Source organism: Nocardia otitidiscaviarum, assembly GCF_007362295.1.
Lineage (GTDB): Bacteria > Actinomycetota > Actinomycetes > Mycobacteriales > Mycobacteriaceae > Nocardia > Nocardia otitidiscaviarum.
This window is the reverse complement of record NZ_CP041695.1, coordinates 7,321,602-7,344,957: the sequence shown is the minus strand read 5'-3', so window position 1 is coordinate 7,344,957 and position 23,356 is coordinate 7,321,602. Positions and strand designations below refer to the sequence as shown.

16 protein-coding genes and 1 pseudogene are annotated in these 23,356 nt (G+C 68.2%); 11 read left to right on the top strand and 6 right to left on the bottom strand.

What is annotated here, in order from left to right; translation table 11 throughout:
• Window positions 1-36: 36 nt before the first annotated feature.
• From FOH10_RS33065 to FOH10_RS33050, 4 genes are all read left to right on the top strand, one after another.
• Complete coding sequence (locus tag FOH10_RS33065; RefSeq protein WP_143983568.1) at window positions 37-1,155, top strand: hypothetical protein; 1,119 nt, start codon at window positions 37-39, stop codon at window positions 1,153-1,155.
• A gap of 105 nt (window positions 1,156-1,260) precedes the next feature.
• Window positions 1,261-2,625: a S1 family peptidase gene (locus FOH10_RS33060; protein ID WP_143983567.1), complete on the top strand. Its 1,365-nt coding sequence runs from the start codon at window positions 1,261-1,263 to the stop codon at window positions 2,623-2,625.
• A gap of 112 nt (window positions 2,626-2,737) precedes the next feature.
• Window positions 2,738-4,063, top strand: a complete 1,326-nt coding sequence (locus FOH10_RS33055) for a S1 family peptidase (RefSeq protein ID WP_228814947.1) — start codon at window positions 2,738-2,740, stop codon at window positions 4,061-4,063.
• 158 nt (window positions 4,064-4,221) lie between these two features.
• Window positions 4,222-5,064 (top strand): NRDE family protein, encoded by an 843-nt coding sequence (locus FOH10_RS33050; RefSeq protein ID WP_143983566.1) that lies wholly within the window; start codon window positions 4,222-4,224, stop codon window positions 5,062-5,064.
• 366 nt (window positions 5,065-5,430) lie between these two features.
• Here FOH10_RS33050 and FOH10_RS33045 read toward each other — a convergent pair whose 3' ends face one another.
• Window positions 5,431-6,105 (bottom strand): DUF8020 domain-containing protein, encoded by a 675-nt coding sequence (locus FOH10_RS33045; protein WP_143983565.1) that lies wholly within the window; start codon window positions 6,103-6,105, stop codon window positions 5,431-5,433.
• A 384-nt stretch (window positions 6,106-6,489) separates the two neighbouring features.
• On the opposite strand from FOH10_RS33045, the gene FOH10_RS33040 reads away from it, so the two are divergent.
• From FOH10_RS33040 to FOH10_RS33030, 3 genes are all read left to right on the top strand, one after another.
• Window positions 6,490-9,678 carry a (Fe-S)-binding protein gene (locus tag FOH10_RS33040; RefSeq protein ID WP_143983564.1) on the top strand — a complete coding sequence of 1,063 codons (3,189 nt, stop codon included), beginning with the start codon at window positions 6,490-6,492 and terminating at the stop codon, window positions 9,676-9,678.
• Window positions 9,679-9,911: 233 nt separating this feature from the next.
• Window positions 9,912-10,745 (top strand): lytic polysaccharide monooxygenase, encoded by an 834-nt coding sequence (locus FOH10_RS33035; protein ID WP_244961476.1) that lies wholly within the window; start codon window positions 9,912-9,914, stop codon window positions 10,743-10,745.
• A 278-nt stretch (window positions 10,746-11,023) separates the two neighbouring features.
• The gene (locus FOH10_RS33030; RefSeq protein ID WP_143983562.1) at window positions 11,024-11,785 is read left to right on the top strand and encodes a copper homeostasis protein CutC; all 762 of its coding nucleotides are present in this window, start codon (window positions 11,024-11,026) and stop codon (window positions 11,783-11,785) included.
• A 65-nt stretch (window positions 11,786-11,850) separates the two neighbouring features.
• Here the strand turns inward: FOH10_RS33030 and FOH10_RS33025 are convergent, their stop codons facing one another.
• Window positions 11,851-12,300 (bottom strand): hypothetical protein, encoded by a 450-nt coding sequence (locus FOH10_RS33025; protein WP_029930225.1) that lies wholly within the window; start codon window positions 12,298-12,300, stop codon window positions 11,851-11,853.
• Between the two features lie 145 nt (window positions 12,301-12,445).
• On the opposite strand from FOH10_RS33025, the gene FOH10_RS33020 reads away from it, so the two are divergent.
• From FOH10_RS33020 to FOH10_RS33010, 3 genes and pseudogenes are all read left to right on the top strand, one after another.
• Window positions 12,446-13,897, top strand: coding sequence for a helix-turn-helix domain-containing protein (locus FOH10_RS33020; protein ID WP_483406960.1), 1,452 nt, complete (start codon window positions 12,446-12,448; stop codon window positions 13,895-13,897).
• A 28-nt stretch (window positions 13,898-13,925) separates the two neighbouring features.
• Entirely contained in the window at window positions 13,926-15,176 is a 1,251-nt protein-coding gene (locus FOH10_RS33015) for a pyridoxal phosphate-dependent aminotransferase (RefSeq protein ID WP_029930227.1), read from the top strand.
• Window positions 15,177-15,639: 463 nt separating this feature from the next.
• Window positions 15,640-16,926: pseudogene (locus FOH10_RS33010) on the top strand (YibE/F family protein); the annotation flags it as partial.
• Window positions 16,927-17,996: 1,070 nt separating this feature from the next.
• Here FOH10_RS33010 and FOH10_RS33005 read toward each other — a convergent pair.
• Window positions 17,997-19,370, bottom strand: a complete 1,374-nt coding sequence (locus FOH10_RS33005; RefSeq protein WP_143983560.1) for an Hsp70 family protein — start codon at window positions 19,368-19,370, stop codon at window positions 17,997-17,999.
• A gap of 401 nt (window positions 19,371-19,771) precedes the next feature.
• Here FOH10_RS33005 and FOH10_RS33000 point away from each other — a divergent pair, with 401 nt between their 5' ends.
• Window positions 19,772-20,308, top strand: a complete 537-nt coding sequence (locus FOH10_RS33000) for a YdcF family protein (RefSeq protein ID WP_051037868.1) — start codon at window positions 19,772-19,774, stop codon at window positions 20,306-20,308.
• 102 nt (window positions 20,309-20,410) lie between these two features.
• On the opposite strand, the gene dcd is transcribed toward FOH10_RS33000, so the two are convergent.
• From dcd to FOH10_RS32985, 3 genes are all read right to left on the bottom strand, one after another.
• Entirely contained in the window at window positions 20,411-20,989 is a 579-nt protein-coding gene (dcd, locus tag FOH10_RS32995; RefSeq protein ID WP_039818068.1) for a dCTP deaminase, read from the bottom strand.
• 24 nt (window positions 20,990-21,013) lie between these two features.
• On the bottom strand, window positions 21,014-22,756 hold the full coding sequence (gene ctaD / locus FOH10_RS32990; RefSeq protein WP_143983559.1) for an aa3-type cytochrome oxidase subunit I: 1,743 nt from the start codon (window positions 22,754-22,756) through the stop codon (window positions 21,014-21,016).
• Window positions 22,757-22,867: 111 nt separating this feature from the next.
• Complete coding sequence (locus FOH10_RS32985; protein WP_143983558.1) at window positions 22,868-23,284, bottom strand: DUF1622 domain-containing protein; 417 nt, start codon at window positions 23,282-23,284, stop codon at window positions 22,868-22,870.
• Window positions 23,285-23,356: the final 72 nt, after the last annotated feature.

The following is a 23,356-nucleotide window of genomic DNA, read 5'->3' as shown; positions in this document are numbered from 1 at the left end:
ACGCCAGACCCGCACGCACCGAGTGAGGTAACGAGGATGGCCACTGGGGTGGGCCTGCGGATCGCGGACGACGAATGCGTCGCCGCGATCGTGACCGGGGACGATGCCACCCTCCCGGTGCACTACATCGTCCGCGAGTCGCGCTTGCACATGTCCGACGACGGTGACGCCGAACTGGGCGGCGAGCAGCCGGCCGGCCATACGCACTCCATCGGCGGATTCGCCGCCGCCGTCGGCGACCCGGCGGGCATCCCGGTCGACGACGGTGAGGCGTATCGCGCCGAGGATCTGTGGGCCACCGCCGCGTTCTGCCTGATCAATCTGGCCGCCGAATATCTCGAAGGTCCCGCCGAGTTCTACGCGACGCATCCGACCGCGTGGCCGGAGGAGAACATCCGCGCCGTCCGCGAGGCGCTGGATTATCTGGGCCTGAAATCGGTGGTGCTGGTCAGCGAGCGCGACCTACCCACGCCCGACTCCGACACCGGCAAGGCCCTCGCCTATCAGGCCGCGCGAGCCGCCCTCGCCGCCGTGCTCTCCACTCCGGCGGGTGTCACCCCACCCGATCCCACGGTCACCGAGAACTACTCCGACGTCACCGAGGTGCTGCCCACCATTCCGGTGCCGGACCCGCCCGCGCAGGCGTACTCGGTCGCCATTCCCGCCGCCACCACCACCGAACCGGCCGTCGAGGCGGAGGCCGAGGAGCCGGCCCCGGAGCCGCCCACCCGCCATCGCGGACCACTGCTGATCGCCGTCGCGGCGGCCCTGATCGGTTTGCTGCTGGGTGGCCTGGGCGTCGCCGCGGTGTTGCGTCCGGACGAGGAGAAGCCGGGTCCGCCGCGCGGCGAGGTGCGGTCCGAACCCTTCGCCACCGCGGGCGCGGTGCCGCCGGAGCCGACGCCGTCCGAGGAGCCCCCGCTTCCCGCCCCGCCGCCCGTCGTCGAAGTGCCAACGCCGACAACCGAACCCGAACCGCCCCCGGCGCCGGAACCGCCGCCCACCACCACCGAGACGCCGCCGAGTTCCACCACGACACGCCCGTCGACCACGACCCGGGTGCCGCCGTACATCTACCGGCCGCCGGAGCTGCCCACACTCCAGATCCCGCCGCCGCCCATTTTCAGCGATCCGTGGTCGCTCGGCGAGAACTGATACAAGTGGCGACCTTCTGTGCGCTATGGCATAAAGTGATGCGCTGACCGGTGTAACCCTCACCACGGGGCGTCGCGGTCTGCTGGTGCACTACGAAGGGACTCCATGCGCAAGTTCTTGGCGCGTCGCGCCGCGGTTCGAGCAGCCACCATCGCTTTCACCTCGACCGTTCTAGTCGGCCCCCTGTTCGCCGCGGCACCCGCGCTCGCCGATGAGGCGGTATCGCCGCAGCTCTCGGCCGATCAGCTGCCTCCGGAACTGACGCAGGCCATTCAGCGTGATCTGGGTATGACGCCCGCCGAGTATCTGGATCGCTCCACGCGCGCCCAGGAATTGCGGGACTACGCACGGGATTTCCGGACCGAGCGACCCGAGGAATTCGCGGGCGCGTGGCTCGGCCAGGACGGCAAACCCGTCGTGGCGGTCACCTCGGTGGACGCCGCCAAGATCGCCGCCGACGCCGGATATCAGACCCGGTTGGCTCCGGTCAGCGCGGACAATCTGGAATTCGCCATGGGCCAGCTGAATTCGTGGATCGCCGAACTGCCCATGGATCTGTCCTCGGCCATCAATTCGGTGGCCATCGACTTCCTCAACAGCCAGCTGGTGCTGTCGGTCGCCAATACCCCGGTCGGCCATCTGCTGAATCTGCCCACCCTCATCGCGAATATCAAGGTGATGCTCGCCCCGGGCAGCGGCGGTCCGGTGGAACGGCGTCCCATGGGCGGCGACACCTATATCAGCGCTCCGACCTCGCTGGGCGACTCCTCGCTGCAGAGCGTGGATGTGTGCTCCTTCGGCTTCAACGCCACCGACGCGGGCGGCAATGCCCTCAACATCAGTGCCGGACACTGCAATCCGAACTTCGGCAAGGCCGATCAGCAGGCCGATGTGTACCTGCCGAACGTGCGGGACCTGGCGGCCAGCCCGCAGGTCGGCACCTTCGTGAGTTCGCAGCTGGGCGGGCGCAGCTCGCTGGACTACTCGGTCATCAAGCTGAACGACGCGGCCGTGCGCAACGGCATGGACCAGCCGTCGGTGCGCGGCTCGAACGGCACCACGCTCACCATCACCGGGGTGGCGGATCCGATCGTCGGCGCGCCGGTGTGCAAGTCGGGTCAATCCTCCACGTTCACTTGCGGTTTCGTGGTGGCCGACCGAGTGGAGACGCAGCTGTACACCGCCGAGGGCGACTCCAAGATCATTCGCGGTTTCGCCAGCAGCGCGTGCACGCTGGGCGGCGACTCCGGTGGCGCCATCGTCTCCGGCACGCTGGCCCTGGGTATCACCAGTGGTTCGAATGCCGCCGACGCGCCGAACTGCAACGAGGCCAATACGGCGCTGGCGCAGTACGGTGGAACGGCCACCCTGGGCATTCCGATCCGCGCCATTCTGGCTGATATCGACGCCAATTCCGGCGGCGGACTGGGCAGCGGTATCCAGGTGCGCACCCGCCCGAACGTCGGGTGAGGGCGACACGCTGTGATCTTGAAGCCGACACGCCGTTCGTTAGCCTGCGGAATACCGAAACGTCACCCCGAGATAAGTAGGCATAACGGGCTCGACACCATATAGTCGGCTCATGCTCCTGCCACGTATGCGTTTTTCGCCTGCCGCGGGTCGACCGCGCGCCCTCGTCCGTACTGCAGCGATCGCGGCCACTGCGCTGCTGACAGCCGGACCCCTGGCAGCGAGCGCCCATGCGGAACCGGCGCCGAACCTGCCGCAGGAGCTGATCAACGCCGTCCAGCGCGATCTGAAGATCTCCCCGCAGGAGTACCTGCAGCGCGCCGATCTGGCCCAGCAGGTGGCGGCCTTCGCCACCACCGCGCAGCGGCAGTTCCCACAGGTGTTCGGCGGCGCCTGGCTCAACGAGGCCGGACAGGGCGTCGTGGCGCTGGCGCAGGGCGAGAACTTCGACGCCGCCCGCCAGGCCGCCGCCGACGCGGGCTTCCAGGTGCGCGACGTGGCCAAGAGCGAGGCCGTGCTGCGCGGTGAGAAGAACGCCTTCCAGCGCTGGCTGGAGCAGCAGCCGGAGGCCGTGTCGAAGCTGGTGCGCGGCGTGGCCATCGACACCGTCAACAACAGCATCGCGGTGCGGGCGGACACCTCCGACCTGCCGCTGCCGAGCTTCGTCGATCCGGCACGCGTCATCGTGATGCCCGCCCCGCCGGTGGCGGGCGAGGAGGCCGACGTGCGCAAGGCCGGCGAGATCGCGGACGCCACGGGCGGACCGCTGGCTGCCGGTGACGGCTACGCGTCGGTGGCGGGCCGCATGTCGCTGCGCTGCTCGCTGGGCTTCAACGGCACCGACAGCGCGGGCCGGACCGTGAACATCACCGCGGGCCACTGCAACCCGAACATCCCGGCCACCGGCGGCGCGAACTCGCCCAGTGCGTACGAGCTGCTGCCCGGCGACGAACCGGGCGTGAAGCTGGGCACCTTCCAGAAGTCGGTGCTGGGCAACCAGGACTACTCCATCCTGTCCATCGATGACCAGGTGCGGGGTCGCTTCGACAACAACCTGGTGCGGGTGCCGGGCAACAACCCGATCGCGGTCACCGGCGTGGCGGTTCCGGTCGTCGGCGCTCCGGTCTGCAAGTCCGGCTCGCGCACCGGCTTCAGCTGCGGCGTGGTGAACGCGATCGATCAGGTGGTGCAGGTCGGCGACCGGCAGCTCACGCAGAGCTTCTCCGCCAATATCTGCGCTCTGCCGGGCGACTCCGGCGGTCCGATCGTCACCGGCACCCTGGCGCTGGGCATCTCCTCGGCCTCCTCGGTCGCCGACTACCCGATCTGCGAGATCCCCAACCTGATCGGCCTGCTGACCGGCAACACCCCGCAGCTGTTCGCCCAGCCGGTGAGTGTCGTGCTCTCCGACAACCCGGGGCTGCGCGTCCGCAACTGATCTCGGTAAGCCCGAAAAGGCCGGTAGCTCTTGCGCTACCGGCCTTTCGTGTATGCGGGGGAGGGTGTGCCCAGTGGCGGCGCAGGGGCGGCGCTCCGGGGTGAATCGGCGTCGTCGGGCGGTAGGCCGGACCCGCCGTCGTGCGGCATGCTGGGGATATGTGTCTGGTGTTGGTCGGGTGGCGAGCGCATCCGGAGTATCGGCTGATCGTGGCCGCGAATCGGGATGAGTTCTACACGCGGGCAACGGAAACGCTGCGCTGGTGGCCGGAGGCTCCGGACCTGCTGGCCGGGCGGGATCTCGGAGCCGGAGATGAGATCCCCGGAACCTGGCTCGGAGTGTCTCCGGCGGGACGGCGGTTCGCGACGGTGACGAATGTGCGGCGCCCCGGCGAGAACCGCACAGACGTCCGCTCCCGCGGCGCGCTGCTGATGGACTACCTGCGCGGCGAGGCCGATCCGGAGAAGACCGTGCGCGCGGTGGCGGCGGAGCCGGACGACTACAACGGCTACAACCTGGTGGTGTCGGACCTGGAGACGCTGTGGTGGCACAGCAATCGCAGCGGGTCCGCGCCCCGAGAGCTCGCCCCGGGCTTCCACGGCATCTCCAACGACGCGGTGGTGGGTTCGGCCGAACCCGATTCCCGCGACATCCGCACCGGCACCGAACGACCCGCGTGGCCCAAGGTCCGCGAGGGCGTCCGGGCGCTGCGGTCGGTGGTCGAGTCCACGCCCGGAGATATCGAGGGGTATCTCCGGGTCCTGGCCGACCGCACCCGCGCCCTCGACACCGAACTCCCCGATACCGGCCTCAGCCGCCGCATGGAGCGCACCGCCTCCGCCCGCTTCATCGCCCACACCCTGCACGGCACCCGGTGCAGCACGGTGCTGCTGGTGCGCGAGGACGGCGGCTTCGAGATGGTCGAACGCAGCTTCGGCAGGTTCGGCCGCGAACGGGACACCCGGAGTTACAGCGGTCGCATCGGTCTCGACCCGAACTAGGCGAAAACCCGAAATCTAGGTAAGGTACCGAATCGCTGGCGCTGTACGCGCCAGAGTCATTTGCACACACGAACTTTCGAGGTACCTCATGCTCTTCATCGCAGGCGATACCGGTGTCGCGGGAATGCTGCTCAAGCTCCTGCAGTCCATGTGCACCATTTCCGCGGGCGGCGCCGCGGGTTCCTGCAACTGGGGCGCCTAGCCTCGACCCGACCACGGGGAGTACCCCTTATGGTGTGCGAATTCCGCAGACCATAAGGGGTTTCGTCTGTTGTGGGCGGCCCACCGCACGGCGGGTGCCCGATACGCGTACGGCCCCCGTCTCCCTGCGGAGACGGGGGCCGTACGCGTATTACGGATGCGGTGTCAGTTGGCCCACTTGGTGGTGCCCGGGGCCGCCTGGAGGGTCTGGATGAGCTCCAGGCCCGCGGCGATCAGGGTCGGCCCACCCACCGCGATGGTGCCGAGAATGCCGCCGATGCCCGCACCCGCGACCAGGCCGGGAACGCACATGGCCGGGATGGTCACGATGCAGCCGATGATGGCTCCGATGGCGGTGCCGACGAAGCCACCGATGGCGGTGGCCATACCGAACTGGCTGGAGAAGCTGTTCATCGCGCGCTGATCCTCCATCGGCGACGCGATGGGCTGCACGGTGAGCGGCTGGGTGCCGGGCTGGAAGTCGGCCGGGGCCTCCGGAACGACCTCGAGCACCGAGTCCTCGTTCTTGAGCTCCGACTTCACCTCGACCTCGGAACCGGCGATGTCGAACGCCAGCGGGAACGAGATGAGGGTGGCGCCCTGAGTGTCCTTGACGTTCACCATCGTCTGCTTGTCCTCGGGTTCCCCACCCTCGACCGCGACCTCGGTGAGCTCGAACGTGCCGTTCTTCAGCGTGGCGACAATGGTCTTGTCGACGAGCTTGACGGAGTAGCTCACATCCTGGGGCGCGGGCGCCTCTTCGGCATGTGCGACGGTGGAACCGACGGTCAGTGCGCCGATCGCCAGAGCAGCCGCCGCAATGGTGCCGCGAAACTTCATTCGGTTATCCAATCGATCATCAGGTCTCCGCTGCCGCATCCTCACCGCGAGAGCTCACGCTTCCCTCGTGACACGTTCGCGCGTGGGGCGCGAATGTCAGCGAGAACCTCCCCGAGCAGTGTGAAGATGCGCACAGCACAACGGACAGCGTGAGCTTAGTCCAACAAGTGGTGATATGCGACATTCCTTTCTCGGCGACGGTTGTGAGCTGTGTAAGTTAGCCGACCCTTGGTTGGGCTCCGGATTTGTCGCGATTTACAGTGCGGGAAAGCTCTGGACGAATAAGTTACCGGCGGGTAACTTACCGTTCGTTAAGATACGTGCACACCGGAGTTGGAGCAGGCCAACCCCGCGCAGGCTCGTAGCCCGAAGAAAGGTCGCGACATGAATGCCCTGACAGTGACGCTGGGCGCGATCGGAGCGACGCTCAGTCTTTTGTGTTGGGCGTCGTTCGTCGGCGGTGTGGCAAACATCGCACGCACCGTCATGGTCGGCCAGCCCGCGCCCGATCGCTGGCGGCCGTTCTTCCCGCGTTTCAAGCAGATGCTCGTCGAGTTCCTGGCCCACACGCGGATGAACAAATTCCGCACCGTCGGCTGGGCGCACTGGCTGGTGATGATCGGCTTCCTCGGCGGTTTCATCCTCTTCTTCGAGGCGTACGGACAAACGTTCAACCCCGAATTCCACTGGCCGATCTTCGGTGACTGGGCGGTCTACCACCTGTGGGACGAGATCCTCGGTATCGGCACCGTCGTCGGCATCGTCACGCTGATCGTCATTCGCCAGCTGAACCACCCGCGCATGCCGGAGCGGCTGTCGCGATTCAGCGGTTCGAAGTTCGGTCCGGCGTACACCATCGAGGCCATCGTCCTGGTCGAGGGCCTGGGCATGATCCTGGTGAAGGCGGGCAAGATCGCGACCTACGGGCACGCGAACCCGGCCACCGACTTCTTCACCATGCGGGTCGCCGAACTGCTCCCCGCGAGCGGGGTCATGATCTCCGTCTTCGCGTTCGTGAAGCTGATGTCCGGCAGCCTCTTCCTGCTGTTGGTCGGCCGCAACCTGACGTGGGGTGTGGCGTGGCACCGGTTCGCCGCGTTCCCGAACATCTACTTCAAGCGTGAGGACGACGGCGACGTCGCCCTCGGCGCGGCCAAGCCCATGATGTCCGGCGGCAAGGCCATCGATATGGAAACCGCCGACCCCGACAACGACACCTTCGGCGTCGGCAAGTTCGAGGACTTCTCCTGGAAGGACATCCTCGACGTCACCACCTGCACCGAATGCGGTCGCTGCCAGTCGCAGTGCCCGGCCTGGAACACCGGCAAGCCGCTCTCGCCCAAGCTGCTGATCATGTCGCTGCGCGACCACGGCTACGCCAAGGCCCCGTACCTGCTCGCGGGTGGCCGCAAAGATATGGGCGGCGACGAGGTCGGCCTGGTCGATGCCGACGGCAAGCCGGACGAGGCCAAGCTCGCCAAGATCTCCGAGGCCGCGCGCACCGAGGCCGAGCGTCCGCTGGTCGGCGGCGAGGACGTGCACGGCGTCATCGATCCGGAGGTGTTGTGGTCGTGCACGACCTGTGGTGCGTGTGTGGAGCAGTGCCCGGTCGATATCGAGCATGTGGACCACATTATCGATATGCGCCGCTACCAGGTGTTGATCGAGTCGGAGTTCCCGTCGGAGCTGGCCGGGTTGTTCAAGAATCTGGAGAACAAGGGCAACCCGTGGGGTCAGAACGCCAAGGACCGTCTCAACTGGATCAATGAGATGGACTTCGACATCCCGGTCTTCGGGCAGGACGCGGACTCCTTCGACGGCTATGAGTACCTGTTCTGGGTCGGGTGTGCGGGCGCGTACGAGGACCGCGCGAAGAAGACGACCAAGGCCGTCGCCGAGCTGCTGGCCACGGCCGGGGTGAAGTTCATGGTGTTGGGGCAGGAGGAGACCTGCACCGGTGACTCGGCGCGGCGTGCGGGTAACGAGTTCCTGTTCCAGCAGCTGGCGATGCAGAACATCGAACTGTTGAACTCGGTGTTCGAGGGCGTGGAGCAGTCGAAGAAGAAGATCGTGGTCACCTGTGCGCACTGTTTCAACGCGCTCAACAACGAGTATCCGCAGGTGGGTGGCACCTATGAGGTGGTGCACCACACGCAGCTGTTGAACCGGCTGGTGCGGGGCAAGCAGTTGATTCCGGTGTCGCCGGTGGCGCAGAACGTGACCTATCACGATCCGTGCTACCTGGGCCGCCACAACAAGATCTACAACGCGCCGCGGGAGTTGATGGAGGCGTCGGGGTCGTCGTTGGTGGAGATGCCGCGCCACGGTGAGCGGTCGATGTGTTGTGGTGCCGGTGGTGCGCGGATGTGGATGGAGGAGCAGCTCGGCAAGCGGATCAATATCGACCGCGTCGACGAGGCCCTGGACACGCTGTCCGGCGGTAATGAGCCGTCGATGATCGCGACCGGGTGTCCGTTCTGTCGGGTGATGCTGACCGATGGGGTGACCGCGCGTAAGGATGGTGGCGAGGTCGGTCAGGGTGTCGAGGTGGTGGATGTGGCGCAGTTGATGCTGCAGGCCATCGACCGGGTCGAGCCCGCGACGTTGTCGGAGAATCTGCGGGTGGTGCAGGAGCCCAAGTCCGCGCCCGCGCCCGAGCCGGTCGCCGAGCCCGAGCCCGAGCCGGTCGCGGCCGAGGCGGCGGCCCCGGCTGCGCCTGCGGCGGCGAAGCCTGCCGGTGGTGGGTTGGGGATGAAGGGTGGTGCGAAGGCTCCCGGTGGTAAGGGCCTGGCCATGAAGGGCGGGCTGAAGGCCCCGGGCGCGAAGGCCGCTCCGGCCGAGAGTGCCGCTCCCGCCGAGGCTTCCGAAGCCCCCGCCGCGCCCGCCAAGGGTTTGGCCATGAAGGGTCCGGCCAAGGCACCGGGCAAGGGCCTGCAGATGAAGGGCGGCCTGAAAGCACCCGGCGCGAAGGCCCCTGCCGAACCGGCCGCGCAGCCCGCCGAGAGCGCCGACGCCGCTCCCGCCTCCGAAGCACCCGCGACTCCGGCCGCCAAGCCGGGCGGGCTCGCCATGAAGGGCGGACTCAAGGCTCCGGGTGGCAAGGGTCTGGCCATGAAGGGGGCCGCGAAGGCCCCCGGCAAGGCCGCTCCCGCGCAAGACGCCGCACCGGCTGAAGCCGCTCCGGCGGAGTCGGCCACGGTGGAGTCGGCGACCGAGTCCGCTGCCGCACCGGCCGAGTCCTCCTCGGCCGCACCCGCGGAGGCCAAGCCGTCCATCGCACCCAAGGGTCTGGCCATGAAGTCCGGGCTCAAGCGGCCCGGGCCGAAGGCTCCGGGTGCCAAGGCGGCCCCGGCCGCCGAAGCGCCCGCGGCTCCGGCCGATCCGGCTCCGGCGGAGGCCGATGCCCCGGCCGCCGCATCCGAGCCGAAGGCCGCCGAGGGCGGTTCCGAAGGCAGCGGCACCGCCGAGAGCACGGGCGCGTCCGAAGGCAACGGGGCCGCGAAGCCACCGGCCGCCAAGCCGGGCGGCCTGGGCTTCAAGTCCAATGCGAAGGCCCCCGGCCGCAAGAGCTGATCACCGCTCGTGAATGAGCCCGGATCCCAAGGGATCCGGGCTCTTTTCATTCGAAATGTTTGCTGGCCAGCAAACTTTCATGGCTGAACTGGGACATGCCCTTGACTGAAGGGTTGCCGGAACCTACCTTTTAGAGCACGCTTTTGCTTCAAAGTGGTCTGGATCACGTCACAGATCCGTTTCAGGACAGCATGCCGGCCTCCGCTGCCCTCTTGTCTCACAAGGAGATTCAGGTGGTACGTAGCAGAGTGCTGTCCACGGTCGCGGCCCTCGCCGGGATCACGCCGATAGTCGTCGCGATCATGCCCGCCGGTGTCGCCCACGCCCACGGATATGTGTCGTCCCCGGCCAGCAGACAGGCACAGTGCGCCCAGGGTGTCGTCAGCTGCGGGGATATCAGGTACGAACCGCAGAGCGCGGAGGGACCGAAGGGCCTACGCAGCTGCAGTGGCGGCGTCGGCCGCTTCGCGGAGCTGGACGACGACGACAAGGGCTGGCGCGTGCACCCGGTCGGGCGGACCGTGTCCTTCACCTGGAAGGTCACCGCACCACACCGAACCGCCAACTGGGAGTACTACATCGGCGACACCCGGGTGGGCTTCGTGGACGGCGGCAACGAGCCGCCGCCGCAGACCTTCACGCACAGTGTCGATCTGGGGGATTTCACCGGGCGGCACCGGCTGCTCGCCATCTGGAACATCGGGGACACCGCGAATGCGTTCTACTCCTGTATCGACCTGGATATCAACGGCGGCGGCTCCCCCACCGGCCCAACGCATCCCACGCCCACCACAGCGCCGAACACCACCGCACCCCCGACCACCACGCCCCCGACCACCACGACGCCGCGCCCACCCACCACGACCGCTCCACCGCCGACCACGCCGCCGCATCAGCACCCCACCACCGACCGACCCACCGCCGAGCCCTGGCGCCAGGGAGCCACATACCGCATAGGTGACGTGGTGTCCTACAACGGCATTCCCTACAGCTGCCGCCAGGCCCATACCGTCCACGACCCGAACTGGACCCCGCCGAACACCCCTGCCCTCTGGCAGCGCCTGTAGCCGCTCGCGGGTGATGCGCCGGGCGAGGTGGTGCCGCCGCCACCTCGCCCCGCACGGCGCGACGACCGAGCCCATCCCACATCCAGCCGCTCACACCGTGCGGTGCAGGCACAGGCCGCCGGCGCTCGGCACCCGCACCTCCCGGCGTGGCCGATTCGGGCGGCACAGCTGCCACGTCCGATGAGCCCACCACGGACTCCGGCGGCGCCCGCCCAGGAACACGCGCCGGGCTAACCGGCAGCAAGCGAAGGCGCGCGAGCTGGTCAATACTAATAGGTATGGCGGAGGCGGGAACGGTTCGGGTCGAGATCGCGGTGGAGACGCTGGGCGGCGTGGAGGCGGCGGAGAGCGCCGGTGCGGATCGCATCGAGCTGTGCACGGGACTCTGCGCGGGCGGGCTGACCCCGAGTCCGGCACTGGTCGCCAAGGCCCTCGAACTCACCTCGAACACCCGGGTGCACGTGCTCATCCGCCCACGTCCCGGCGACTTCCACTACTCCGCCGCGGAGGTGGCGCTGATGCGCGCCGATATCGGCCAGGTCCGCCAACTCGGCGCGGCGGGGGTGGTGTTCGGTGTGCTGGACGCCGACGGCCAGGTCGATATGGCCGCCAATGCCGCGCTCATCGAGGCCGCGGAGGATATGGAGGTCACCTTCCATCGCGCCTTCGATGTCTGCGCCGATCCCTACACCGCATTCGAGCAGGTGATGGAACTCGGATTCACTCGGCTGCTCACCTCGGGACGGCAGCCTTCGGTCGTCGAGGGCGCGTCGCTCATCGCGAAACTCGTCACCCGGGCGCAGGGCCGCATCGACGTCATGGCGTGCGGTGGCCTGCGCGCCGACAATGCCGCCGAGGTGCTGGAACGCACCGGGGTCCGTGATCTGCACGCCGCCGTCCGCATCCCGGTGCCGGGCCTGCTGGTAGAGGGTGCGGAGGTGTCCTTCGCCGAACCCGGTGCGCCACAGGGTTTCGACCATTTCGCGACGGATGTGGCCGGCGTGGCCGCACTCTGCGAGGTCGCGCGTCCGCGCGGGTGACCCCCACCGGGTCCGCCCCGTCGACTGCCAGGAATGGGGCGGACCCGGTGGGTTGCGAGGTGGCGTCAATCCTCGCTACCCGAACCCACCGCCAGAGCCGTCGTGATCAGCATCGACAGCGGTGGGAGTTTGCTGTCTCGGCTCGGCGGCACCACCCAGTGGCAGCCCTCGCGCGTCCACTGCCCGAGTCCGGTGGGCAGCATGACGGCGGAACCGACGGGCGGTATGCCGATGTCGAGACGGTTGAGCACCTGGAGTATCTGTTCGCCCGGCCGGGAATCGGGCGCCACGAGAAAACTCCAGCGGATCTGGCGAGCCAGCATGGGCGCCGACTCCCCTTGCTGTTCCAGTGCGGCGCGGACTTTTTCGGCCCGCACCACCGGCAGGTGGATAACTCCTATGCGCCCGGTGATCGGAAGCATTACGAATCCGCCGCGCTCGATCACCGGGAGACCGAACTCGTGGCGGTAGAACGCCACCCAGTCCCCGACGGTCCTCAGCTTGTCCGCATTCACCCCGAACTCCTTGCCTGCTGAATCCAGGGTCGCCCCCGAACCGGCCGTGTGAGAACGCCCGCACGCCCTCCTTACGCTGCCCTTCCGCCGCCACTGTTACCGGCGCGTAGACCCGGTGATACCAGCTCGGTTTCGCTTGTGGCCCATGTCACGACACGCTCGTACCCTGGACATCGGAGTTCGTTCGGAAGGGATGGACATCGTGGTCCGGCACTGGTCAGGTAAAGAGGCCCGCGCCCTTCGCGATGCCAAGCGGATGAGTATCCGAGAGTTCGCGGCGCATCTCGGTGTCCACGAACGCTTGGTGTCGAAATGGGAGGCCGGGGGAATTCGGGTGCATCCTCGACCCATCAATCAGGCCGCCCTCGATACCTCCCTGGCCAGGTCCGACGACGTTGTGCGGGCGCGGTTCGCGGCATTGATCGATCAGCCTCTGATCGACCGTCCCGGGCCCGGTTTCAGTGCGCGCCAGAGCAGTTCGGCGCAGGCCATTTATTCCAGCGACGCGGAACTACTGTCACTCGTGGATACGGGTGCGATGAGGGGCGATGCGTTAGCGGCGATTTCGGAGAGGGATCTGATCATGGCGGCTGCCCATGAAGCAAGTGAGCACGCCGGGCGGGCCGAGAGCACCAACGTGGGAGCCACCACGTTGGAACAGCTCGACGCCGATGTCACGCGCATCGCGAACGATTACGTGCACGTGCCTCCCGTCCCGATGATGGTGGAGATGCTGCGCGTGCGACGCCGGGTGTACCGGCTGCTCGAGGGGCATCAGAGACCGGCAGACACCTCGCACCTGTATCTGTTGGCGGGCACCCTGTCCGGACTGCTCGCCAATGCCAGCACCGACCTCGGCTACTACGATGCCGCGGGCGAACAGGCCAGGGCCGCTTGGGCTTACGCGGAGCTGTGCGGGCACAACGGATTACGGGCCTGGACGCGCGGCATGCAGGCGCTGATCGAGTACTGGTCCGAGCGGCCGCGCCGCGCGGTGCTGCTGGCGCAGAACGGGCAGGAGTACGCGGAATCCACCACGGCGCAGGTGCGGCTGCACAATATCGAGGCGCGCATCTGGTCGCGTTTGGGCAGCAGCGCCGACACCGAGAACTGCATCCGCGCCGCCGAGGCCGCCCGCGGTTCCAGCGGCGCCAACGACTCGCTGCACGACGAGGTGGGCGGCGTCTTCGGATTCAACGAACCCAAGAGCCAGTACTACGCGGGCGCGACCTACATCCATCTGGGTCAGGCCGAACCCGCGCTCCAGGCCACCAGGCGCGCCATCGAGCTCTACGCCAACGGTCCGACCGAGCAGCGCTCCTACGGGGCGGAGGCCCTCGCGCGGGTGGACAGCGCCGCCGCGCACCTCATCAACGGCAGTCTCGACGGGGCCACCGAGGCCCTGCAGCCGGTCCTGCAACTCGACGAGGACAAGCGCATCGCCCAGCTGGAGGAACGCCTGACCGGCCTACGCCAGCGGCTGGCCGGACCAGCCTTCCGCGAGGCCATCGAGGCCCGCCGCCTGGACGAACGCATCGAGGAGTTCTGCGGCACCACCGCCGCGAAGGGCATCCCACCGGGCGATCAACCCAGGTGAGAAAACTCCATTGCGGGCAAATGGCACCATGGGACGGGTGAGCAACCATCCGTACCGCGCGCCGCGCACCCTGGAGCAGTCCACCAAGCTGCAGAACGTCCTCTACGAGATCCGAGGACCGGTACACGAGCACGCGGCACGGCTGGAGGCCGAGGGGCATCGCATCCTCAAGCTCAATATCGGCAACCCCGCGCCGTTCGGCTTCGACGCGCCCGACGTCATCATGCGCGACATGATCGCGGCGCTGCCGTACGCGCAGGGTTACTCGGAGTCGAAGGGCATCATGCCCGCCCGCCGCGCCATCGTCACCCGCTACGAGCTGGTGCCGGGCTTCCCGGAATTCGACGTCGACGACGTCTACCTGGGCAACGGCGTGTCCGAGCTGATCACCATGACCATGCAGGCGCTGCTGAACAATGGCGACGAGGTGCTCATCCCGGCCCCGGACTATCCGCTGTGGACGGCCATGACCTCGCTCTCGGGCGGCACCCCGGTGCACTACCTGTGCGACGAGTCCAACGGCTGGCAGCCCGATATCGCCGATATCGAATCCAAGATCACCGACAAGACCAAGGCGCTGCTGGTCATCAACCCGAACAACCCCACGGGTGCGGTGTACTCGACGGAGGTGTTGCAGCAGATCGTCGATCTGGCGCGCAAGCACCAGCTGCTGCTGCTCGCCGACGAGATCTACGACAAGATCCTCTACGACGACGCCAAGCACATCTCGCTGGCCACGCTCGCGCCGGATCTGCTCTGCCTGACCTTCAACGGCCTGTCCAAGACCTACCGGGTGGCCGGGTACCGGGCCGGTTGGCTGGTGATCACCGGACCGAAGGAGCATGCCGCGGGCTTCCTGGAGGGCATCGACCTGCTGGCCTCCACCCGCCTGTGCCCGAATGTGCCCGCGCAGCACGCCATCCAGGTGGCGCTGGGCGGACATCAGAGCATCGAGGATCTGATCCTGCCGGGCGGACGACTACTCGAGCAGCGCGATGTGGCGTGGGAGCGGCTCAACTCGATTCCGGGTGTGTCGTGCGTGAAGCCCAAGGGCGCGCTGTACGCGTTCCCCCGCCTGGATCCGGAAGTCCATGAGATCCACGATGATTCGAAGCTGGTGCTGGATCTGCTGCTGCAGGAGAAGATCCTGATGGTGCAGGGCACCGGGTTCAACTGGCCGCATCACGATCACCTGCGGATCGTCACGCTGCCGTGGGCTCGGGATCTGGCCGTCGCGATCGAAAGATTTGGCAACTTCCTCGCGAGCTACCGACAGTAGTTCCAAACGAAACAGACCATGAGTTCGAAAAAGTCAGGTTTTTAGAGACTTAGCTAGCGCAAAGATCCCCCTTTTGTGTACAGTAGTCCTCGGCACCTAGAGTGCCCCGGCTGGACCGCCTACCCCCCCTGGGCCGTCCAGCCCTGGGTTGGCCGGCCTACCCCCCTGGGCCGCCGATCCCCGGGCGGCGGAGACATCCCCCTGCTCTCCGCCGCCCCTCCCGCCTCCTGTTCCGCCTCCCCGCGACTTCAGCGCACGGCTGAGAGCCGTTGTCACTTGTGTACGCGTGCCGGCGGTCAGGGTGCGAAACGATTCTGGGGGTTCCCGGTGAGTTACCCCGAACGGTGCGAAATCAGTTGTCACCTTGGCAGACGTGGGCTTTGTTGTGGCCTTGCGGTGACTTGTCGGCCGCTAAGTCCCCTCGCGGCTACGGGCGGGAATCGTTTTCGTTAGGCTCGCGCGGGTGAGCGATCACCATCACGGCCACAGCCACAGCCATAGCCACTCCGGGCCGATCAAGATCGGAGACACGGCCGCGCGGGTGGTGGTGGGGTTGCTCGTGGTCATCGGGGTGGCCGTGCTGGTGGGGTTGGTGTGGTTGTGGCCGAGCAAGCAGCATGTCGAGATTCCGTTGCCCATGCAGAACGCGGGGGGCGGGGCGGTGACGACCGAGGCCGGGACCGTCGTCATGCAGGAGTGGGGGCCGTGCGGGAGTCCGTCGCTGGGGCGGGTGTTTCCGGACGATCCCGCACCGCCGCGCGCCAATACCTATGACTGCCAGCGCAGCATCATCACCATCGATTCTGGGCCGCACGCCGGGAACAAGACGCTGTTCGAGATCGCGCCCGGACCGGGGCAGCCGGAGCTGCACGCCGGGGACAAGATCCGGCTGGTCCGCCAGTCCGATCCGAGTGGTGCGCCCATGTACTCCTTCGAGGACTACGCGCGCGGGCTGCCGCTCACACTGATCGTGCTGGCATTCGTCATCGTCATCGTGGCGGTGGCGCGGTGGCGCGGGTTGCGGGCGCTGCTCGGGCTCGGGTTCGCGTTCGGGGTGCTGGTGATGTTCCTGCTGCCCGCGCTGCTGGACGGCAAACCCGCCATTCCCGTTGCGCTGGTGGCGGGTTCGCTGATCCTCTACGCCGTGCTGTACCTGGCGCACGGGGTGAATCTGCGCACCAGTTCGGCGCTGCTGGGCACGCTGACCTCCATGCTGCTGGCCGCCGCGCTGTCCTGGGTGGCCATCGAGATAACCCACCTCACCGGGTTGTCCGAGGAGCAGAACACCAATGTGGCGACCTATATCGAGCACGTCAGCATTACCGGGCTGCTGCTCGCCGGATTCATCATCGGTTCGCTCGGTGTGCTCAACGACGTGACCATCACGCAGGCGGCGGCCGCCTTCGAACTGGCCGCGCTGGACGAGCAGGCGTCCCGGCGCGACATCTTCGCCGCCACCATGCGGGTGGGGCGCGACCACATCGCCAGCACCGTCTACACGCTGGTGCTCGCCTACGCCGGTGGCGCGCTGCCGCTGCTGCTGCTGTTCAGCGTGGCGGGCCGCTCCATCCGCGACGTCCTCACCGGTGACGCGGTCGCCATCGAGATCACCCGCTCCGCCGTCGGCGGCATCTGCCTCGCCCTGTCGGTGCCGCTGACCACCGGCATCGCCGTCATGCTCGCCCGGCCCTTCCACATGCACCGCACCGCCCCCACCGGACCGGCATCGCGAGGCAAACGTCCCGCCGCCCGCGCGCGCCGCACCGGTGCGCGGCCCGCCGCACGCCGGACCCGCACCGGCGAACAACCGACGGTGTCCGGACGGAACTCGGCCCTGGCCACCGGGGAACAACCGGCGGCCACCGCACGGAAATCAGCGCGCGCGACCGGCGATCCGTCGGCGACTCCCGGCCGGGGCGCGGCACCCGCGACCGGTGAACAACCGATAGCCGGGCCGCACGGCGACGAGCCACCCACACACGGCCACCGGCAGTCGAGTCCCGGCACCGGCGAGCAGACCACGGTGCCACGCACGTCCACGGCGTCGAGTGGCGAGCAGCCGTCCTGGACCCTCGCCGCCCAGAGCGGAGCCCACCCGGCGGTGCCCGCCGCACCCGAGCCTCCGTACACCGACGAATACCCCACCGATCCCCAACTCCGGCTGCCGCTGACCGGCGAACTGCCCGCGTGGCCACCCACTCCGGAACAGCCCGATCCACCGCGCCGCCCGCGCCACTCCAAGGACTGGTTCGAGGAGTAACCACCCCCTCTCCAACCCGCGCCCCGTGAGCCGCCCCCGCGAGCAAGCAACCCATGATCGTCCGGGAAAGCACGCCGCGGCACCGCGACTCCGGGTGGGCGCACCGAGAAGAACGGACGCGAACTACGGCTGTGATTGGAGCTGGCCAGTCGCGAGCGGTCCGACAAGCCCGCCCCGCCCATGGCAGGGGTTCCCCGGGGGTCCGCGCCCGCGAGCAAAGTCGCACGGCGAGCGACACCGACACGGCCCGCAGGCCGCGCGGTCGCGGCGTGGCCACGGTCCGACCGGGAGCCGGCCTGCGGACCGAAGTTCGGCTGGTCGACGGCGGCATGGCGCTGATCGACAGGGCGGGGGCGCGTTACCGCTTCGTGCGAACTCGGCACCAGCTGCCCGAGGGGCTGACCCGATCGCTTGCCCCGGTCGCTGGAACGGCGCGGCGGCTACCGTCCCGGCCCAGGAGGTGAGGCGAGCACCGAGTGGCTACCGTCCGGCGCAGGCAGGTGGGGCAAGCACCGGGTGACTACCGTCCGGCCCAGGCAGGTGGGGCAAGCACCGGGTGGTTACTGGCCGGCCGGGGCGGGTGGGAAGAGCGGGGGGATGGTGGGGACCACGATCGGGGGGAGGCCCGGGATGACCGTGATGGTGTTCGCGCTCGGCGGGGGCGGTTCCTCGCTCGTGGTGGTGGGGTTGTAGCGCGGGGGCGGGGCGGCGACGGATTCGTTGGTCGCCTCGGTGGTCGGTGCGGGCGCGGAGGTGGTGCGCGGCGCGGTCGAGGTGGTTTCGGCGGTGGTGCTCGAATCGCGGCTCTGCGAATCGGGTTCGAAGGCCGTCGGCCGCCAGCCCAGGGTCACGCCGATGGCGGATACCACCACCAGCGCGCCGACGGCCACCCCGGCCACGCTGATCTCCCGGCGACGCCCGGACCGCTCCCCCGGCTCCGCGCCGGAGAGCCAGGTGTGGGTGGGCTGGGACCGCGGCCGGGGGGCCGGTTCGTCGAAGTCCGGCTGCGGCTGGGCGAGCGGCTGCCGCTGCCGCACCGGGCGCGCCAGCATCGCCGCGCCGCGCACCGCGGCGGTCTCGGGACCGTCGGCGACCACCACGGGAATGCCGAGCCAACGCCGCAACACCCGCGCCACCAAGGGAATCCGGGCGCACCCGCCGATCACGGCGACCGCCTCCACCGGCTGCTCGGAGCGCAGGATCACATCGCGGGCCATGCGCGCCGAGGACTCCACGGCCAGCATGATGAGGGCTTCGAAATTCTCCTGTGAGAGCAGCACCAGCCCCTCGGGCGACGGCAGCGCCACCGCCGTGCTGGTAGACAGTTGTTCCTTGGCCTTGCGACACAGTTCGTCCATGGCGGCCAGTCCGGCCGCGTCCGGCGGATGCGCGATGCGTCCGGAGGCGATCTGCTGTTCCCGGATCAGCGAGTCCAGATAGTCGCCGCTGATATCGCTGGTGCGCTCGGTGTGATGGATCTGCCGGGAGGCGGTGTCGACCACCGTGATGGACAAACCGGATGCACCGAGGTCGTAGACGGCGACGGTGCCGAAACCCTGGATATCACCGGAGAACTCCAGGAATTCCAGCGCCGCCACCACATCCGGGATGAGCTCGTAATTGATGAGCTGGCGGCGGGCCAGCTCCGCGCGGATACCGCGGGCGTGCTGTTCGTCCCGATACGCGATGGCGGTGGCGGTGATCGACGGATCGGCGGCGAGCACGGCGCCGACCGCGTCCGCCACCAATTCCTCCACCCGCTGCTCACCGACCGGGATGTCCTGGGTGTCGAAGGTCTGCGGGGCACCGCGGTACCCGTCGTGGAACGGCTCGGCCTGCTGAAATCCGGCGCGCGAGTAGGCATCGGCCTCGGCGAGCGGCCGCGCGACGCGCACCGCGCTCACCCCCACCGACACTCCCAGTACCGAACTCATCTGCAGCCCATCTCGATTCACGCTCCCACGACGTGCGAGCGGGCCGCCGCCTGCGGATGGCCAGCGTCGCGTCACACTTGCGGTGGGGTCACTGTACCTGTCGGTGACACACTACGGCCTGCCGCGTCTTCCGTACACCCGCCCACGACCACCTGGTTCGGCGCATTCGGGACAGCCGCGCGGGGCCGCGGATGGCGATGCGAACACCGGCGACGGGGCGTTACCTCACTGGGCGAGAGCGACATCCACGCTCCCTCGCGCACCGGGCTCGCCCGCGCACCGACAGGAAAGGTCCGAGACCGCCCGCCGTTTTCGGGTAAGGGCGGTCGGCTTCGCACGGCCGGACGACGCGTGCGCCACGCGGTGCGGGATCGCGGTGCGCGGGCTCTAGCATCGGCGGCGTGCGCCTGTCCCGTCGTACCGTCACCGCGGTCGCGCTGCTGTGTGCCGTGTCGGTGTACATCGGCGCGCTCTGGCCGGTGTTCGTGCGTCCGCGCGTCGACACCCCGCGCCCGGCCGACGCCATTCTGGTGCTCGGCGGCGCCCACGACGGCCGGGAGGAGCTGGGACTCGGCCTCGCCCACGACGGGGTCGCGCCCCGGGTGCTGATCTCCGATCCGTATGAGCACAGCCCGCTGGTGAACCGGATCTGCCACGGCGGCTACAGCTTCGCGGTGGAGTGCTTCGATCCGGAACCGCGCACCACGCGCGGTGAGGGCCGCTACCTGGCGGAGCGAGCCCGCGCGGAGGGCTGGCGGCGGGTGATCGTGGTGACCTTCACCCCGCACATCTCCCGCACCCGCTACATCCTCGGAAAATGCTGGGACGGTGAGCTGCTCGTCATCGACGCCCGCCCCCGCATCGGCCCGCTGCGCTGGGTGTACCAGTACGCCTATCAGACCGCGGCCTATCTGAAAGCCTTCACCGAGGACTGCTGATGCTTGCTGACATGCGGACGATTCGGCGTACGCCGCGCTTCCGGCTCGACCAGGCGTTCAGTGTCCGACGGGCAGCGGCACGCCGGAGTGCCCGGTGGACGCTCAGTGCCCGTTGGACAGCGGGAAATTGAGGTAGGCCCGCGACGGCGTCGGCCCGCGCTGTCCCTGGTACTTCGACCCGGCCGCCTGGCTGCCGTAGGGATGTTCCGCCGGGCTCGACAGCCGGAACAGGCACAGCTGGCCGATCTTCATCCCCGGCCACAGCGTGATCGGCAGATTCGCCACATTCGACAGTTCCAGGGTGATGTGCCCGCTGAACCCCGGATCGATGAACCCGGCGGTGGAGTGGGTGAGCAGCCCCAGGCGGCCCAGGCTCGACTTGCCCTCCAACCGACCGGCCAGGTCGTCGGGCAGGCTGCACACCTCCAGGGTGGAGCCGAGCACGAACTCGCCGGGGTGCAGCACGAACGGTTCCCCCGCGGTCGGCTCGACCATGGTGGTCAGCTCGTCCTGGCGCTGCGCCGGATCGATATGGGTGTACCGGGTGTTGTTGAACACCCGGAACAGGCTGTCCAACCGCACGTCGATACTCGACGGCTGGACCAGGTTCGGGTCGAACGGGTCGAGCCCGAGGCGGCCAGCGGCGATCTCGGAGCGGATGTCGCGATCGGAAAGCAGCACGCGCAAGAGCGTAGTGCCAGGTGGTCAGCCCGCGGTCGGAGGGCTCTCACCCACGGTCTCCGAGACCTTTCGTGCCGACCAGCCGACCTCCGCCTCGCTGCGCATGCGCTCCACCATGTGCGGATAGTGCAGTTCGAAGGCGGGCCGCTCGGAGCGGACGCGGGGCAGCTCGTAGAAGTTGTGCCGGGGCGGCGGGCAGGTGGTGGCCCATTCGAGGGAGTTGCCGTAGCCCCACGGGTCGTCCACCGTCACCACCTCGCCGTAGCGGTAGCTCTTGAAGACGTTCCACACGAAGGTCACCATCGACAGGCCCAGGACGAACGACCCGATGGTCGACACGGTATTGAGCGCGGTGAACCCGTCGCCGGGCAGGTAGTCGGCGTAGCGGCGCGGCATGCCCTCGTCGCCGAGCCAGTGCTGCACCAGGAAGGTGAGGTGGAAGCCGAAGAAGGTGCTCCAGAAGTGCAGCTTGCCGAGCCGCTCGTCCATCATCCGGCCGGTCATCTTGGGGAACCAGAAGTAGATGCCCGCGAAGGTGGCGAACACGATGGTGCCGAACAGCACGTAGTGGAAGTGCGCGACCACGAAGTACGAGTCGGTGACGTGGAAGTCCAGCGGCGGGCTGGCGAGGATGATGCCGGACAGGCCGCCGAACAGGAAGGTCACCAGGAAGCCGACCGCCCACAGCATGGGCGTCTCGAAGGTGAGCTGCCCGCGCCACATGGTGCCCACCCAGTTGAAGAACTTCACGCCCGTCGGCACGGCGATGAGGAAGGTCATCATGGCGAAGAACGGCAGCAGGATCGCGCCGGTGGCGAACATGTGGTGCGCCCACACCGCCATGGACAGCGCGCCGATGGCCAGGGTGGCGTACACCAGGGTGGTGTAGCCGAAGATCGGTTTCCGGGAGAACACCGGCAGCACTTCGGAGATGATGCCGAAGAACGGCAGCGCGATGATGTACACCTCGGGATGCCCGAAGAACCAGAACAGGTGCTGCCAGAGAATCGCGCCGCCGCTGGACGGGTCGTAGATGTTCCCGCCGAGGTGCCGGTCGACGGCCAGCGCCATCAGCGCCGCGGTGAGGATCGGGAACGCCAGCAGCACCAGAATGCTGGTGACCAGGATGTTCCAGGTGAAGATGGGCATCCGGAACAGTGTCATGCCCGGGCAGCGCAGGCACACGATGGTGGTGATGAAGTTGACGCCGCTGAGGATGGTGCCCAGACCGGAGACGGCCAGCCCCATGATCCACAGATCGCCGCCGACCCCCGGGGAGTGATCGACCAGACTGAGCGGCGTGTAGGCGGTCCATCCGAAGTCCGCCGCCCCGCCCGGGGTGATGAATCCGGCCGTGGCCATGGTCGCGCCGAACAGGTACAGCCAGTAGCTCAACGCGTTCAACCGTGGAAACGCCACATCGGGGGCACCGATCTGGAGCGGCAGTATCGCATTGGCGAATCCGAAGACGATCGGTGTCGCATAGAACAGCAACATGATCGTCCCGTGCATGGTGAACAGCTGGTTGTACTGTTCCGGCGACAGGAACTGCAACCCCGGCCGCGCCAGCTCGGCCCGCATGAGCAGCGCCATCAACCCGCCGATCAGGAAGAACGAGATGGCGGTGACCATGTACATCATCCCGAGCAGCTTGGGATCGGTGGTGGTGACGATGCGCCACAGATACGACCCCTTCGGGGCCATCCGCGCCGGATACGGCCGCGCGGGCTCGAGCTGGGGGACGTCTTTCGAGGGCACCGCGGTCATCGCGTCCTCCTCCAGGACACACCGAACCGCGATCAGCAAACGCCCAGCGCATCCAAAGTCACTGTGGTGGACGGGCTTTCGACCCGGTGATCAGTCTACGACCGTCCCCCGTCACCGCTGCGGGACTTCGCTCGAATCACCGTGTTCCGATGCGTCCGGGGCAGAGGGCCGCGTCCCGCTCCGCCGGCGGCCGGACTGCCACGGCCAGCGGCCTTCCAATTCGACCTCCAGCGAGAAACTGAGAAATGTACGCACCGCGACGATGACGGCGAGCACCCCGACATTGCCGTAGGTGGGCGACACCGCCACGGTGCGAATGATGTCGCCCGCCACCAGGAATTCCAGCCCCAGCAGGATGGCCCGGCCCAGCCGGCGCCGAAAACCGCGGTAGCTGTCGTCGACATCCCCGTGCCGCCGCAGATCCCGCACGAACAGGCCGGATCCGAGCACTGCTCCGGCAACGATGATCGCGACTCCCGCCGCGTCGATGGCGGTGCCGGTCGCCTCCATGATTCCCGTGAATTCCACATCCGCTCCCCAGGTCGGTCCCGCATGCCGAATGCCCGCCGCACCGACAGGCACACCCGGTTGATCGGATTG